Here is a 16,113-nt window from a genome sequence, read left to right on the forward strand (position 1 = left end):
GGACCGAACCACTAACTCATCGGTGGATCCGGGCTCAGGTGCACAAAAGCGCCGTTCATGGTTCTGGAAGCCTGTTGTTCAGCGGCTCCTCGACGTCCACCTTGGACACACCGGTGATGAGGTACGCGTCTTCCACCTTGTCCACCGGCATCTCGGCCCGCAGGTAACCGATCCTGGGATCCCGCGACTCGACGGTCGCGCCCAGCTTCGTCAGTGCCTGCTCGACCTCCTCGTCGCGTCCCGGCTGCACGGAGATCATCAGTGGCACGGTGAGGTGGCCGTCGCGCTTCGCCTGCTCGATCCGGTTCTTGTCCGGTTTTGCTGAAGACACGGTCGGGACCTCCGCCAACGGCACGGCTGGAGACCCGTTCGTACCACAGCTTCCGAGAGCCAGCGCGCAAAACGCGACGGCGAGCGGTCTTCTCATGCGCCTAGGACGGAGCGACCTCGGCGAGCGGTTGCATCTTCGTTTCCGGGGCCGCGATCATCATCACGACCACCCCGCCAACCACCACGACACCGATCACCCCGAACGTCAGCGGCAGCCCAAGGCGTGGCCAGAGGATCGCCCCGAGCAGCACCGGCACGCACCCGGCCCCGATCCGGCTGATCGTCGAGGCCCACCCGAACCCGCTGGCCCGCAGGTGCGTCGGGTACAGCTCCGGCGCGAACGCGTACAGCGCGGGAATCGCGATCTGGATCAACATCCCGTAGAGCGTGATCCACGCTTTCGCGGCCGTGTCGACGTTGATCTGCACCGCGAACATGACCAGGGCTGCCGACGCGAGCGGCGCGGTGACCGCGATGACCCACTTGCGCCCGAACACGTCCACGAGCCACGCGCTGACCAGTGCCGCCACGACACCGACCGCGACCGTCCCCGTCGTGACCATGAACGCCGCGTACGTGCCGTAGCCCTGCGCCTTGAGGATGCTCGGCAGCCACGTGACGGCGCCGTAGTAGAGCAGGAACACGGCGAGGAACATCAGCCACATCGCTCCCGTGCGCCGCGGGTCGAACCGCCAGATGTCCTTGAGCTGCGCGAACATCACCTTGGGCGAGAGCTTTTGAACCTGTTGCAAGTCGGGCAACCGCCACTCCTCGCGCGGTGCCCCGGTTCGCGCGACCAGGTCGTCGATGACCTTCCTGGCTTCCTCCGGCCTGCCCTTGGCCACGAGGAACATCGGCGATTCGGGCACTCCTCTGCGGATCCAGAACAACAGCAGCGCGGGCAGCACCATCGTGAGCATCAACAGCCGCCAGCTGCCCAGGTCGGCGAGGAAGGCCGCCGTGAGCCCGCACAGCGTGGCTCCCAGCGGCCAGAACCCGTCCATCGCTGCCAGCACCCGCCCGCGCACCCTGGCCGGCGTGAACTCGCCGACCAGCGCGAAGTCGACGGGAATGCACCCGCCGAGCCCCACCCCGGCGAGGAACCGGAACACGCAGAACGTCACGAAGTCCTGCGACGCGGCCCCGGCCACCGTGAAGACCGAGAACATCAGGATCGTCAGGCTGAAGGCCTTCTTGCGCCCGATGGTGTCCGCGACGGCACCCCACGCGAACGCCCCGACGGCCATTCCGATCAGGTTGGCCGTGCCGACCCACCCGCGTTCGCCGAGAGTGAGGCCCCACTCGGCGCTGACCAGCGGAATCAGGAACGCGTTGAGCGTGACGTCCCACGCGTCGAACAGGAACCCGAGCCCGCCGATGATGAAGATCGTGCCTTGCGCGCGCCACCGCCACGGCAGGTTCTGGACGACCTGATCTCCCGTTCTCATCCGCCCAGTGTGGTGGATGCGTCGCGGATCGTCGCGGCCAGCGGTTCCGGGTTCGGCCGGTGCGCGACGTGCCGCCGGTGTCCCGCACCAGGTCGTCGCGCTCAGTCCAGCAACCTCTGGTGCGCGCGCCCGTACCAGCGCGCCAGCTCGGCATCGATCCGCGCCGACTCCTGCTCGCTCAGCACGAACGCGGGCGCCTTCTGCGGCCAGGCCTCCACGACCCGTGCCCGCAGCCCCGACGGCGGATGGCTGTCCCAGAGGGTCGACTCGCGCAACGTGAGCTGCCGGTACGCGCAGAGCTCCTCCTGCCGCGCGGCGTGGAAGCCGGCGACGAGTGCCGGCCAGTCGGCGGGGCCTTTCGTGTTCGCGCGGTAGGCGATGAGGCGCATGATCGGTGACGCCAGCGCCGACCTGTCCAGCAGTCCGGCGGTCGCCTCCGACCCTGCGACGTCCACCGCCACCCCGTCCGCGAGGTACTCGGCCCGCTGACGGTCGCGGAACGCCAGCACCGACAGCGCCACCTGCACGACCAGGAACACCCGTCCGACCAGGAACATCAGGAAGCGCATCGGCATCATGCTCTTCCCGCCGAAGACGACCTCCCGCATGTTCTCGTACGCCCCGAACATGTTCGCCAGCGTGCCGAACGTGGTCAGCGTCGGCTGAACGAGCAGCAGCCGCGCCGGATCGCCGTTGACCTGGTGCCCGAGCTCGTGTGCGAGCAGGGCGACGCGCTGCTGCGGGGTGAGGGTCGCGAACAGGTAGGTGCCGATGTCGAGCCCCGTCGTGCGCCGGAACCCCGCCCGGTAGGTGGAGGCGTTGTACTCCGAGCTGATCGTGACGATCTCCGGCACCGGGGTGCCTGCCGCCGCGGCGACCCGGTCGATCAGGGTGAACAGGGTGGGTGCCTGTTCTCTGCGCAGGCGGTAGTCCTTGCCCGGCAGCCTCCAGAGCCTCGGCCGCAGGAGGAAGGCGAGCACCAGCAGCGGCGGTCCGATCAGCCACGACCCGTTCGCCAGCAGCCACGCACCCCAGCCGAGAAGCCCGAACGGCACCAGACCCAGCAGCACGGACACGATCACCAGCGCCACACCGAGTGGAGTGCGAGGCGGCTTGCCGGGTCGTTGCTTCGAGAACTCCGCGAAGAGCGCGCGATCCCACCGCGTCGCGAGTTTGCTCGCCGGGGTGAGCAGGTTCCACTCGCACGATGCGCACCACGGGGCGTCGTCGCCCGCCCTGGACAGCTCTTCTCCGCACTCCGGGCAGGTCAGACGGGTTCTGGCGATCTCCACGCGCGGGATGGTAGGTCACCACGCGGGCAGCACGGGCCCGAACGGCTACTTGGGTCCCGCAAACGCTTGCTCCCGCTGCGCCCCGTCCAGGCTCTCGCCGAACACCCGTGCGTCGGTGTGCTGGTCGCTGGTCGGCTGCAGACGCTTCGTTCCGGTGACCGCCCGCGTCCTGACCTGCGGCAACGCACCGTTGTGGTGCCGCTGCACCCAATCGACGAGGTGCTCGCGAACCAGGCACCTGAGATCCCAGAGCTTTCCGGCGTCGGCCGCGCTGACCAGCGCGCGCAACCGCACAAATCCCTGCGTGGCGGCCGTCACCTGCAGCACGGACACCCGTCCGTCCCACAGATCGCTGCCCTCGAGCATCGACCGCATCTCCTGCCGCATCGCCTCGACCGGCACCGTCCAGTCCAGATCGAGCTCCACGGTTCCCAGCAACGCCGACTGCGTGCGCGTCCAGTTCTCGAAGGGAGTCTTCAGAAAGTACGAGGTCGGCAGCACCAGCCGCCGGTCGTCCCACAGGTGCAGCACCACGTACGTCAGCGTGATGTCCTCGACGCGCCCCCACTCGCCTTCGACCACCACGACGTCATCGAGCCGCACCGCATCGCTGAACGCGATCTGCAGCCCGGAAATCAGGTTGCCCAGCAACGACTGCGCGGAGAACGCCGCCACCGCACCGATCACCGCCGCACTGGCCAGCACAGTGGACCCGACCGCCCGCGCCCCCGGGAACGTCATCAGAATCGCACCGACCGCCAGCACCCCGATGACCACCAGCACCAACCGGCGGACCAGCGTGATCTGCGTGTGCACGCGCCGCGCGTGCCGGTTGTCCGTGACATCCGTGCGGATCCGTGACAGCGAAACGTCCACAAGGGTGCTGATGAACGCCGACAGCAGCCAAGCTCCGGCGCAGATCAACGCGATTCCCAGCGCGTGCAGGGCGATCGGGGCGTCCACCGGGTAGACGCTGAGGCTTATCTGGGCGGCCAGCAGCGCTCCGAACAGCTGACCGGGCCGGTACATCCTGCCGCTGTGGGTGAAGCGGCGCACCAGCCGGTGAATCACCTCGACCGCCAGCAACGCGAAGGCCACCGAGCAGCCGAGCACCACGAACAGCACGTCTTTTCCTCCTCCCGTATCGAGGCCGGGTACCCGGCGTCTGGGGAGGGGAACACGTGATTGTGACTAGGTAGGCAGTCCCGGTTCGAACAGCCAGCGCGTGAGCAGGTCGTGATGTCCTGCCAACGTGAGGAAGTCCTCAGTGGTCACGACGCCGTGCCGGTTCCGCGTACACCACTCCCGCAGCAACGCGAAGAACGAGTCGTCACCCATCTCACGACGCAGTGCGCGCAACGTCAACGCCCCGCGCTTGTAGACCCGGTCGTCGAACCAGTCAGCCCGCGCAGGCCGCCCGATCACGAGATCCTGCGGCAACCGCGACAACAGATCCCGAGCCGACGCGGCACACGCATCAGCAGACCGTCCACCGGAAGCCTCGGACCACAACCACTCCGAATAGCAGGCAAAACCCTCGTTGAGCCAGATGTGCTCCCACGAGGCGATGCCGACGGAATTGCCGAACCACTGGTGCGCCAACTCGTGCGCCACCAACCGTTCCGAGCCCCGCCGCCCGTCCACGTGGTTGGCCCCGAACGTCGACAACCCCTGAGCCTCCACGGGAACGTCGAGCTCGTCGTCGGTGACCACGACCGCGTACCTGGCGAACGGGTACGGTCCGAACAACGACGAGAACAGCTCGATCATCTGGTTCTGGCGGCCGAAGTCGTGCGCGACGAGCTTGCGCAGCCGCTCCGGCGCCCACACGGAAGGCAGCGCCTCGACGTACTGTCCGATCTGGACGGTGGCGAGATAGGTGGCCATCGGGGCCGCCATCGAGTACGTCCACCGCGTGGTGCTGCCGGACACCTTGCCGTCGACGAGAACCCCGTTGCACACCACCGTGTACGCGGAGGGCGCGGTCACGTCCAGCAGGTAGGAGGCCTTCGACGACGGATCGTCCAGGCACGGGAACCACGACGGCGCGCCGATCGGCTGCGAGGCCACCAGCGAGCCGTCCGTGAGCTGGTCCCAGCCCAGGTCGCCCCACTCCGGCGTGGACACCGGCACCGGCGTGCCGGAGTAGCGGACCTCGACCGAGAACGATCCGCGCACGGACGCGCGCACGCGCAGAACGCCGCCGGCGTGCACATAGCGCGCGGGCTTGCCGTTCACCAGGACCTTCGACACGCGCAGCGGGCCGAAGGACAGCTCGAAGGATGACAACGAAGTGCAGGAAGCCTGCAGCACCGCACGTCCCGAGAGACGTGCGGAGTGCGGCTTGTAGTCAAGCTCCAGTGCGTAGTGGTGTACCGAGAAGCTCATGTCCACGCGGAGATCGGGTTGCCCAGCCAACGGGTCCCCGACGGTACATCCTCTCCGCGCATCACGAGCGAGGCGGGTCCGACGGTGGTGTTCGCGCCGACGGACGCGCCTGGCAGGACGATGCCGTGCGGGCCCAGAGTGGCGCCGGAGCCGAGTGACACGCGGTCCATGCGCAGGATTCGGTCGTGGAACAGGTGCGTCTGGACCACGCAGCCGCGGTTGACCGACGCGCCGGTGCCCAGGGAGACCAGGTCGGCCTCGGGCAGCCAGTACGACTCGCACCACACGCCGCGGCCGACCTCGGCGCCCAGAGCGCGCAGCCACCAGTTCATGATCGGTGTGCCGCCGGAGAAGCCGATCAGCCACGGCACGGCGAGGACCTCGACGAACGTGTCCGCGAGCTCGTTGCGCCACACGAACGCCGACCACAGCGGGTACTCCCGCACGCGGAAGCGGCCCACGAGCGCCCACTTGGCGACCACGGCCACCAGGCACGCCGCGACACCGGCGCCCAGCAGCACGACGCCGGACCACCAGAGCCCGAGCTCCTTCAGGGCGAAGAGCACGAGCACGACCAGCGCGACGTTCAGCATCACCGGGACGAACCGGCACAGCTCGACCAGCGCCCGCGCCCACATCAGGCGCTTGGGCGGGTCGAACGTGCGGGACTGGTCGGAGACCTCGGCGGCGCGCGGCAGCTTCATCGGAGGCATGCCGAGGTAGGAGGAACCGGCCTTGGCGCGCTTGGGCGCCGCGGACAGCACGCCGACGAGGCCGCCCTTCGGCACGGTGCGGCCGGGTGCGGTCATGCCCGAGTTGCCCAGGAACGCGCGTTTGCCCACGCGGGCCGTGGCGATGCGCAGCCAGCCGCCACCGAGCTCGTACGAGGCGACCATCGTGTCGTCGGCCAGGAAGGCGCCGTCGCCCACGCGCGTCATGCGCGGGAGAGCGACCACTGTGGACGCTTCGACCCGGCGGCCCACCTTCATGCCCAGCAGGCGCAGCCACACCGGCGTGAACAGTGAGGCGTACAGCGGGAACAGCGCCGAGCGGGCGTTGTTCATCAGGCGCTCGGTCGTCCAGGCCTGCCACGCCACGCGGCTGTGCACGGGGTAGTGGCCCTCGCGCATGCCGATGCCCAGCAGCCGCACGAAGAACAGCACCAGCAGCGCGTAGGAGCCGAACCAGATCGCGGAGGCGACCGGAACGTCCCACAGCGCCGACGTCAGCGACACCGGCCGGCGCAGCACGTACAGCACGGCGGGAGCGGCGGCCAGCAACGGCAGCGCGCCCAGCAGGCCGGACGACACGCCGTACATGAAGTTCCAGAAGTGCGAACGAGAAGGACGCCGGGACGGGAACGAGCGTGCCGCCTTGCCCTCGCGGATCGCGGGCACGCCCGCCCAGCGCTGGCCGGTCGGCACGGAGCCGACGACGCCCGAACCGGGTGCCACCTCGGCGCGCTTGCCGATGCGGGCGCCGGGGAAGAGCGTGCTGCGGGCGCCGACCGTGGCGCCCGCGCCGATCCGGATGCGGCCCAGCACCAGGCGGTCGCCGTCCAGCCACCAGCCGGACAGGTCGACCTCGGGCTCGATCGCGGCACCGCGGCCCACCTTCAGCATGCCCGTGACCGGTGGCAACGAGTGCAGGTCGACGCCGGGGCCGATCTTCGCGCCCAACGCTCGCGCGTAGTGCGTCACCCACGAGCCGGACAGCTCGGTGGCGCGCGACATCTGCGCCAGCATCTCGGCCGTCCACAGTCGCATGTGGACGGAGCCGCCGCGGGGGTGCTCGCCCGGCTTCACGCCGCGCAGCAGCAGCCGCGCGCCACCGGCGGAGACAGCGAGCCTGCCCAGCGGCGAGATGAACACCGCCCAACCGGCGACGACCCACCACCAGGACACGGACGTCCAGCCCAACACGTTCGACAGGGCCGTCAGCGCGACGACCCACCGCGCGCCGCAGATCGTCAGCAGCGGGATCATCAGCAACGTCTGCAGAACGCCCGTCCAGCGCGGCGTCGGGGCGACCTCGCGCACCTCGGCCGTCGAGCCGTACGACTCCAGACGGCGTGCGAGCTTGTGCAGCGTCGTGTTCTGGTAGATGTCCGAGACGGACGTGCTCGGGTAGCGCGTGCGCACCAGCGAGACGAGCTGTGCCGCGGACAGCGAGCTGCCGCCGGACGCGAAGAAGTCGGCGTCCTCGGAGGCAGGGCCGGAACCGAGCACTGCCGCCCACTGCTCGGCCAGCCAGCCTTCGAGGCCGGAGAACACTGCGCCCGCGGTGTCCAGCGACTCCAGCGGCCACGGCAGGGCGGCCCTGTCGACCTTGCCGGACGTGCGGGTCGGCAGCGTGTCGACCACAGCGATCAACGGCACCAGCGCGGCGGGAAGCTCGGCGCGCAGCTGCTCGACGGCCGCGGCCTGGTCGAACTCGCCGTCGGTCACGACGTAGCCGACGAGGATCTGGTTGCCGCCGCGCGTGGTGCGCACGGCAGCGGCCGCACCGGCGACGCCGTCGAGCGCCAGCAGGGCCGCGTCGACCTCGCCCAGCTCGATGCGCCGGCCGCCGAGCTTGATCTGCTCGTCCGCGCGGCCGAGGAAGACGAGGCCTTCCGGCTCGGCGCGGACCATGTCGCCGCTGCGGTACGCGCGGTCCCAACCCATGGAGGGCAGTGGCGCGTACTTCTCGGCATCCTTCGCCAGGTCCAGGTAGCGCGCCAGGCCGACGCCGCCGATCACCAGCTCGCCCGCCTCGCCCATCGGCACGACCTCACCGGCCGCGTCGACGACGACGAGTTCCCAGCCGTCCAACGGCAGACCGATGCGCACGGGACCGGAACCGGTCATCCGCGCGGCGCAGGCGACGACCGTCGCTTCCGTTGGGCCGTAGGTGTTCCAGACCTCGCGGCCGTCCACCGCGAGGCGCTCGGCCAGCTCCGGCGGGCACGCCTCGCCGCCGAAGATCAGCAGGCGCACGTCGTCCAGCGCTTCCACCGGCCAGAGCGCGGCCAGCGTCGGAACCGTGGAGACGACGGTGATCTCCTGCTCCACCAACCACGGGCCGAGGTCCATTCCGGTGCGCACCAACGAACGCGGCGCGGGGACCAGGCAGGCGCCGTACCGCCACGCGAGCCACATCTCCTCACAGGAGGCGTCGAACGCGACGGAAAGCCCCGCCAACACGCGATCTTCTGGGCCGATCGGCTCGTCCTGCAGGAACAGGCGCGCCTCGGCGTCGACGAACGCGGCGGCGCTGCGGTGCGTCACGGCGACGCCCTTGGGCTTGCCGGTGGAGCCGGACGTGAAGATGATCCACGCGTCGTTGTCGAGACCAGGCTTCCGCGGCGTTCCCAAAAGGGATCGACACAGCGGAGTGCCGTGCAGCACAAGGGATCGGCCTGCGCCGAGCACGGCGGACACGCCCGCTTCGCCGAACACGAGCTCCGCTCGCTCGTCCGGGTCCTCGAAGTCGACGGGCACGTAGGCCGCGCCCGCCGCGAGGGTCGCCAGGATCGAGACGTAGAGGTCGACGGTCCCGGACGGCACGCGAATGCCGACCCGGTCGCCGACCCCGACACCTTCGGCGGCGAGCTTTGCCTTGAGTTCCAGCACTTCCGAGATGAGCGCGCGGTACGTGAGCGCGGTGGTGCCGTCGTCGACGGCCAGCGCGTCCGGGTGCTGTTCGGCACTCGCGCGCAGGATGTCCAGGAGCGTGCGCGGGGTGGGCGCCTCGCCTGCCGTGAACATCGAACGAAGAACAACGGGTTCAGCCGCAATGGTCACGACAGCGTCACTTCTCACCCTCTCGACAACTTGTGGACCAGCGACTTTACCGCCAGTTAACGGACTACCTCTCTCCGGAGTAGGACGACTCACAGGTGACATCAGTCACCGCAACACTTTCGAGTGACTTGCGAGCGTTGTGCCGCGCGAGGTTCCACTCTCGCCAATCCTGCTCGACGTTGCGGTTCTTCAACCACCGCAACGAACACGAGCGCTGCGGCTCCGGCAACCGGACGAGCGCGGGCACCGCGTCCTCCGACAGCCGCGACAGGTAAACCGTGTCGATCTTCTTCGTCGCCTCGAACCTGCTGACGTTGTAGTCGGCCACCACCTGCTCGGGGTTCATCACCACGACCGCGAGGAAGAACGCCGTGCCCGTCCCGACGATCGCCTTCGGCAACCAGTTGGCGCGCAACGTGATCCCGCTCCCGATCACCATCAGGTACACGACCGCGAGCCAGATCTCGCACGACGAGACGAGCAGCCGCAGCACCGTCCACCCGTACGCCTGCTGGTAGAACCACATGCGGCTCAACGCACTCGCCACGATCACGAGCGTCAGCACCGCGAGCGACCCGAGCAGAATGCGCAGCCACAACTGCTCCTGCGCCGTCTTCTTGGCCGCGAACCGCGCCACGCCGGCGATGACCCCGAGCGTGAGGATCGAGACCCACAACAGCTGCCAGAACCCGGACCGCGCGTACTCGGCGAACGTCACGCCCGCCGTTTCCATCACGTACTTCTCGCCACCGAACAGAACCGCGAGCTGCGTCCCGACGAACCCGGCGAACAACAACACGAGCACACCCACGGGCAACGCGTAGTCCTTGACCCGCAACGCACCCGGCTTGCTCTCCGCGTCCTCGTTGATCTTCGCGGGCGCCGCCACGAGGTAGCACGCCCCCAGCGCGCCGAACGCCGCGACACCGCCGAAGAACGCCGACCGCACGAACCCGTCGATCTCGAGGTCCGGCACCAGGCTCTCGAGGAACTTCCCGAACGCCTGGTCGGCCCCGGCGAGCAGCGATCCGAAGATCAGCAGCAACGCCAGCGCCACCCCCACCGAGATGAACGGCCTGATGCCGATCGGCCCGCGCTTGCTGAGCCCCTTCGCGACCCACGGCAGCGACCGCAGCCCGGCGAGCCCGACCCCGAGCGCGCCGAACACGAGCCCGCGCACGGTCCTGCCACCCGCCATGGCGATGGAGCCGCACATCATCGACGCCAGCACGCACAACGGGAAGATCCACTCAGCGGCGCGCAGGAACCCCATCGCCAGGAACGCCAGCGCGGCCGCCAGCCAGAGCGCGCGCTCGACGGACGGCTTGCCCGCGTAGAACAGGACCGCGCCGACGCCGAACAGACCCGCGAGAAACCAGCCGATGCCGTTGTTCGGCGGGGCGAGGAACGCGGCGCCCAGGCCCGCGACGAGACCTGCGACGAGGACCTTGCCCGGCGCCGGGGTCGTGGGTGGGGTCCACCAGGGCAGGAGCGGGGCCGCGGCGGGGACGACGACCGGGCCCGCGGTGGGGTAGCGGGGCGGGCCCTGCCAGGGTGACGGCGGGGGCAGGGTGGCGGTGGCGACGTGAGCCGGCTGATCTTGTCGGTCCCCCTGAGCAGGTTGAGTTGTAGGGGTTCCCGGTTCGGGGGTACCCCTGCGAGAGTCGGCGTCGGCGTCGTCGGCGGGTTCTTGGACCTTCTCGATCACCTCCTCGGCAGGCTCTTCCACTTCGGGCTCCGGTGCGTTCCCGGTCACCGGCCGGTACCCGACCTTCCGAAACTGCCGATACCGCCGCCGAGCAGCAGCCCCGCTCTCAACCGACGAGTCAGGCGAGTCAGGCGATTGCGTCGAGTCAGTCATGTCTCTCTCCCAAGCCCGAAAAAGGGCGTGCTTCACCGTCACACCACCACCGCGGTGCGAACAAGAAAGTCAGCGAGGCAAAGTCACCCGGATGCACGACCCGGGATCCACCACGGCGATCGTGCCGCCGTGCAGGTCCACCACCCATCGGGCGATGGCGAGACCGAGCCCGGTCCCACCACCGCCCGCCCTCTCCCCTCGGGTGAACCTCTCGAAGATCCGCGACCGGTCCTCCGGGGCGATCCCCGGCCCTTCGTCCCGGACCTCCAGCACCACAGAGCCGCCGGAGCACGACCCCGACACGGACACCAACCCCCCGGTGGGTCCGTGCCGGGCAGCGTTGTCCACCAGGTTCACCAGCACCTGATGGAGCCGTTCCCCGTCGGCGAAGACCGTCAGATCCCCTGGCACGTCGATCGAGAACGACGCCGCCGGAGCCGCCACGGCGGCCTCGGCCACCACGTCGGCGACCAGCGAGGACACCGACAGGGTCTCGCGGTTCAACGACAGCACCCCGGCGTCGATCTTCGACAGGTCCAGCAGCTCGGTGACGAGCCGCCCCAGCCGTTCGGTCTGCGCCAGCGCCGTCTTCATGGTCGCCGCGTCGGCGACGGCCACCCCGTCGACCACGTTCTCCAGCACGGCCTGCAGGGCCGAGATCGGCGTCCGCAGCTCGTGCGACACGTTCGCGATCAGTTCCCGCCGCTGCTGGTCCGCGGCGGCGAGGTCGGCTGCCATCACCGTGAAGGCCTCGGCCAGCTGCCCGACCTCGTCGGACGACGTCGCGCGGACCGACCGCGAGTAGTCCCCGGACGCCATCGACCGCGCCGCCGACGTCATCTCCCGCAACGGCGAGGTCATGCCGTGCGCCAGCACCTGCGACGTCAGCAGGCCCAGCGCCAGCGCGATCAACGTGGTCCGCGGCGGCAGCCACCCCGTCACGTAACGGAAGTACGCGAACGACACGCACCCCGACACCACGATGACGATCCCGAGCTTGAGCTTGATCGACCGCACCGAGTCCAGCGGACGCGGCAGCATGTCGAGCCAGCCCAGCAGTTTCTTCACCGGGGTACCTCCAGCGCGTACCCCACCCCGTGCACGGTCCTGATCAGGTCGGCCCCGAGCTTGCGCCGCAGCGCCTTCACGTGGCTGTCGACCGTCCGCGACGACGCCCCCTCGTGCCACCCGCACGCCTCCGCCAGCAGCCTCTCCCGCGCCTGCACGGCCGACGGCCGCTCGGCGAGGAACACCAGCAGGTCGTACTCGGTGGGCGTCAGGTGGGCCTCCACCCCCGAACGGGAGACCCTCCGCGCCGCCAGGTCGATCACCAGGTCCCCGAGCTCCAGCGACCGCGACGTCGCCGCGCGCGACACCCGGCGCAGCAGCACGTGCACCCGTGCCGCCAGCTCGCGCATCGAGAACGGCTTCGTCAGGTAGTCGTCGGCCCCCACGGCGAGGCCGACCAGCAGATCGGTCTCGTCCCCCCGCGCGGTGAGCATCAGCACCGGCACCGAACGCGACGCCTGGATCCGCCGGCACACCTCGAGCCCGTCGAACCCCGGCAGCATCACGTCCAGAACGACCAGGTCAGGCACGAAGGAAGCGGCGAGAGCCACCCCGGAGGGGCCGTCGTGAGCCACCGTCACCACGAACCCCTCAGCCCGCAGCCGCGCGGCCACGGACTCGGCGATCGTGATGTCGTCCTCCACGACGAGCACCCGGCGCTGACCTGTCATGGCGGTGACTTTATGTGCATGTCGTGGAGGACGCCGGGACAACTTGTGAAGATCGTGTGCAGAAGCCGCAGGGTAAGTTCCAGGGCATGAACGTCCTCGAAGCGGTCCTGGAGAGGATCACCTACGCCAACGAGGACAACGGCTACACCGTCGCCAAGGTCGACACCGGCCGCGGCGACCTCGTCACCGTCGTGGGCGCGCTGCTCGGGGCCCAGCCCGGCGAGTCGATCCGCATGCGTGGCCGATGGGGCTCGCACCCGCAGTACGGCAAGCAGTTCCACGTCGACGACTACACGACGATCCTGCCCGCGACGATCCAGGGCATCCGCCGTTACCTGGGCTCCGGCCTGATCAAGGGCATCGGTCCCGTGCTCGCGGACAAGATCGTCACCCACTTCGGCGTCAACGCGCTGGACGTCATCGAGAACGAGCCGGAACGCCTCATCGAGGTCCCGAAGCTCGGCCCGAAGCGCACCAAGCTCATCGCCGAGGCGTGGGAGGAGCAGAAGGCCATCAAGGAGGTCATGGTCTTCCTCCAGGGCGTCGGCGTCTCGACGAGCCTCGCCGTCCGCATCTACAAGCAGTACACCGACAAGGCCATCGAGGTCGTGCGGGAAGAGCCCTACCGCCTCGCGAACGACGTCTGGGGCATCGGCTTCAAGACCGCCGACGTCATCGCCAAGGCCGTCGGCATCCCGCACGACAGTCCGCAACGCGTCAAGGCGGGCCTGCAGTTCACGCTGTCCGAGGCCACTACCGACGGCAACTGCTACCTGCCGGAACAGGCGCTCATCGCGGAGGCCATCAAGATCCTCCAGGTCGACACCGGCCTGGTCATCGACTGCCTGGCCGAGCTCGTCGAGGAAGAAGGCGTGGTCCGCGAGGAGCTGCCGGACGACGAGATCGCCATCTACCTGATCCCGTTCCACCGCGCTGAGATCTCGATGGCGGCGCAGCTCAAACGCCTGCTGTACGCGGAGAACGACCGCATGCCGAGCTTCGCGACCGTCGACTGGGACAAGGCGTTCGCCTGGCTCGGCACGGAACTCGAACAGCACCAGGCGGAAGCGGTCAAACTCGCGCTGACCCAGAAGGTCGCGGTGCTCACCGGTGGACCGGGCTGCGGCAAGAGCTTCACCGTCCGTTCGATCGTCCGCCTGGCCCAGGCCAAGAAAGCCAAGATCGTCCTGGCGGCGCCGACCGGACGTGCCGCCAAGCGACTCACCGAGCTGACCGGCCACGAGGCCCGCACCGTCCACCGCCTGCTCGAACTCAAGCCCGGCGGCGACGCGGCGTACGACCGCGACCACCCGCTCGACGCCGACCTCGTCGTCGTGGACGAGGCCTCGATGCTGGACCTGTTGCTGGCCAACAAACTCGTGAAGGCCGTGCCGCCAGGAGCGCACCTGCTGCTCGTCGGCGACGTCGACCAGCTGCCGTCGGTGGGCGCGGGGGAGGTGCTCAGAGACGTGCTGGCGCCGGGGAGCCCGATCCCGAACGTCCGCCTCACGCACATCTTCCGCCAGGCCCAGGAGTCCGGCGTCGTCACGAACGCCCACCGCATCAACAGCGGCGACTACCCGGTGGTGCAGGGACTTCCTGACTTCTTCCTCTTCGGCACCGACGAGGCGGAGGAGGCCGCGACGATGACCGTCGACGTCGTGGCGAACCGCATCCCGCGCAAGTTCGGGCTCGACCCGCGCAAGGACATCCAGGTCCTGGCCCCGATGCACCGCGGCCCGGCGGGTGCCGGCGCGTTGAACACCGTGCTGCAGGAAGCCCTGACGCCGTCGCGGGACAACCTGCCGGAGAAACGCTTCGGCGGCAGGGTGTTCAAGGTCGGCGACAAGGTCACCCAGATCCGCAACAACTACGACAAGGGCAAGAACGGCGTCTTCAACGGCACTCTGGGCGTCGTCATCGCGTTGGACCCGGTCGAGCAGAAGCTGACCATCCGCACCGACGAGGACGAAGAGGTCGACTACGACTTCTCCGAACTGGACGAGCTCAGCCACGCGTACGCCATGACCATCCACCGCTCGCAGGGCAGCGAGTACCCGTGTGTGGTCATCCCGATCACGACCAGCGCATGGATGATGTTGCAGCGCAACCTGCTCTACACCGCGGTCACGCGCGCGAAGAAGCTCGTCGTGCTGGTGGGCTCGAAGCGTGCGATCGGGCAGGCCGTCAGGACCGTCGGGGCGGGCCGCCGCCACACCGCGCTGGCCCACCGGCTCAGGACGGACTGACTACACCGACGTCAGGTAGTCCGTGATCAGACGTGCCCACGGCATCGCGGCCTCCAGCGCGATCGCGTGCCCGCACGCGATGTCGGTGTACTTCGAGCCCGGGATCAGGTCCGCGACCTCCTTGCCGAGGTGGCGCGACAGCAGCTGGTCGCCGGACGCGCCGATCACCAGCGTCGGCTGCGTGACCTGCGGCAACAGGTCGGACAGGTCGATCTTCAGGATGAGGTCGACGTGCGAGGGCGACCCGGTCGGCACGCTCGCGGCGATCAGCTCGGCGAAGCCCTCCGCCTGCGCGGGCGTCAGCCGGGCCAGGTACTCCTTGCTGCACATCACCGAAAGGATGAACCGCGACAGCACCTCGCGGGATCCGTCCAGCAACGACTTCCAGTGGTCGATCTTCGCCCTCGTCGCCGCGTCGATCTTGGTGAACGGCGTGCTCAGCACCAGCCCGCGCACCCGCTCCGGGTGGCGAACCGCCGCCGTGACGGCGACCGCGCACCCCATCGAGTAGCCGCACACGAAGAACGACTCGTGCCCGGCCCGCACCGCGATGTCCACCAGGTCGTCGGCGAGTTTCTCCAGGTCGAGAGGCCCCGAGGCCTTCGGTGAACCACCGGAGCCGGGCAGATCGGGCGCGATGACGGTGAAGTACTGGGTGAGGGTCCCGAGGATCGGGCCGTAGTTGGCCTGGACGCTCCCGCCCGCGCCGTGCACGAGCAGCAGGGCAGGGCCGGTGCCCTTGACGACGGTGGACAGGCCGGACATGGGGGACCCCCGGGTTTCGTCAGTCCATGCTGCGAACGATGGTCGGCTCCAACCCCTCGTCGTCGTCCGTGAGGGAACCGCGCCACGGGAAGGAAAGGGAGATCTCGGTGACGTTGTCGCTGTAGAGATGATCCACGGTGAGCACTCCCTCTGTCTTCCCAGGACTTATGTGCGGACCTCGCTGTTCGTCGAGTCGGTTTCGGCCTTGCCGGCACAATAACCGCTGCGATGCTGGTGGAAATCCTATTGATTTTCG

At 69.1% G+C, this 16,113-nt stretch carries 11 protein-coding genes; 1 reads left to right on the plus strand and 10 read right to left on the minus strand.

Features of this window, described 5'->3' with window-relative positions; translation table 11 throughout:
• Positions 1-55: 55 nt before the first annotated feature.
• The 9 genes from IEZ09_RS42075 to IEZ09_RS42115 form a co-directional block, all read right to left on the minus strand.
• Positions 56-331 (minus strand): hypothetical protein, encoded by a 276-nt coding sequence (locus tag IEZ09_RS42075; protein WP_189259454.1) that lies wholly within the window; start codon positions 329-331, stop codon positions 56-58.
• Between the two features lie 100 nt (positions 332-431).
• A complete protein-coding gene (locus tag IEZ09_RS42080) occupies positions 432-1,778 on the minus strand; it encodes an MFS transporter (protein WP_189259455.1) in 1,347 nt (448 codons plus the stop codon).
• Between the two features lie 101 nt (positions 1,779-1,879).
• A complete protein-coding gene (locus IEZ09_RS42085; protein WP_189259456.1) occupies positions 1,880-3,070 on the minus strand; it encodes a M48 family metalloprotease in 1,191 nt (396 codons plus the stop codon).
• Positions 3,071-3,115: 45 nt separating this feature from the next.
• Positions 3,116-4,195: a mechanosensitive ion channel family protein gene (locus IEZ09_RS42090; RefSeq protein ID WP_229813421.1), complete on the minus strand. Its 1,080-nt coding sequence runs from the start codon at positions 4,193-4,195 to the stop codon at positions 3,116-3,118.
• Positions 4,196-4,261: 66 nt separating this feature from the next.
• Positions 4,262-5,458 carry a M1 family metallopeptidase gene (locus tag IEZ09_RS42095; RefSeq protein ID WP_189259457.1) on the minus strand — a complete coding sequence of 399 codons (1,197 nt, stop codon included), beginning with the start codon at positions 5,456-5,458 and terminating at the stop codon, positions 4,262-4,264.
• Entirely contained in the window at positions 5,455-9,207 is a 3,753-nt protein-coding gene (locus IEZ09_RS42100) for a Pls/PosA family non-ribosomal peptide synthetase (protein WP_229813422.1), read from the minus strand. The genes IEZ09_RS42095 and IEZ09_RS42100 overlap by 4 nt, the downstream gene beginning before the upstream one ends.
• 100 nt (positions 9,208-9,307) lie before the next feature.
• Complete coding sequence (locus IEZ09_RS42105; RefSeq protein WP_189259459.1) at positions 9,308-10,972, minus strand: DUF4153 domain-containing protein; 1,665 nt, start codon at positions 10,970-10,972, stop codon at positions 9,308-9,310.
• A 201-nt stretch (positions 10,973-11,173) separates the two neighbouring features.
• Positions 11,174-12,145 (minus strand): HAMP domain-containing sensor histidine kinase, encoded by a 972-nt coding sequence (locus IEZ09_RS42110; RefSeq protein ID WP_189259475.1) that lies wholly within the window; start codon positions 12,143-12,145, stop codon positions 11,174-11,176.
• 23 nt (positions 12,146-12,168) lie between these two features.
• Entirely contained in the window at positions 12,169-12,843 is a 675-nt protein-coding gene (locus tag IEZ09_RS42115; RefSeq protein WP_189259460.1) for a response regulator transcription factor, read from the minus strand.
• Between the two features lie 86 nt (positions 12,844-12,929).
• Here IEZ09_RS42115 and recD2 point away from each other — a divergent pair, with 86 nt between their 5' ends.
• A complete protein-coding gene (recD2, locus tag IEZ09_RS42120; protein ID WP_189259461.1) occupies positions 12,930-15,092 on the plus strand; it encodes an SF1B family DNA helicase RecD2 in 2,163 nt (720 codons plus the stop codon).
• Here recD2 and IEZ09_RS42125 read toward each other — a convergent pair whose 3' ends face one another.
• Positions 15,093-15,857, minus strand: a complete 765-nt coding sequence (locus tag IEZ09_RS42125) for an alpha/beta fold hydrolase (RefSeq protein ID WP_189259462.1) — start codon at positions 15,855-15,857, stop codon at positions 15,093-15,095. It abuts the gene before it with no gap.
• Positions 15,858-16,113: the final 256 nt, after the last annotated feature.

The sequence above is a fragment of the Lentzea flava genome (genome assembly GCF_014648475.1).
GTDB lineage: Bacteria > Actinomycetota > Actinomycetes > Mycobacteriales > Pseudonocardiaceae > Lentzea > Lentzea flava.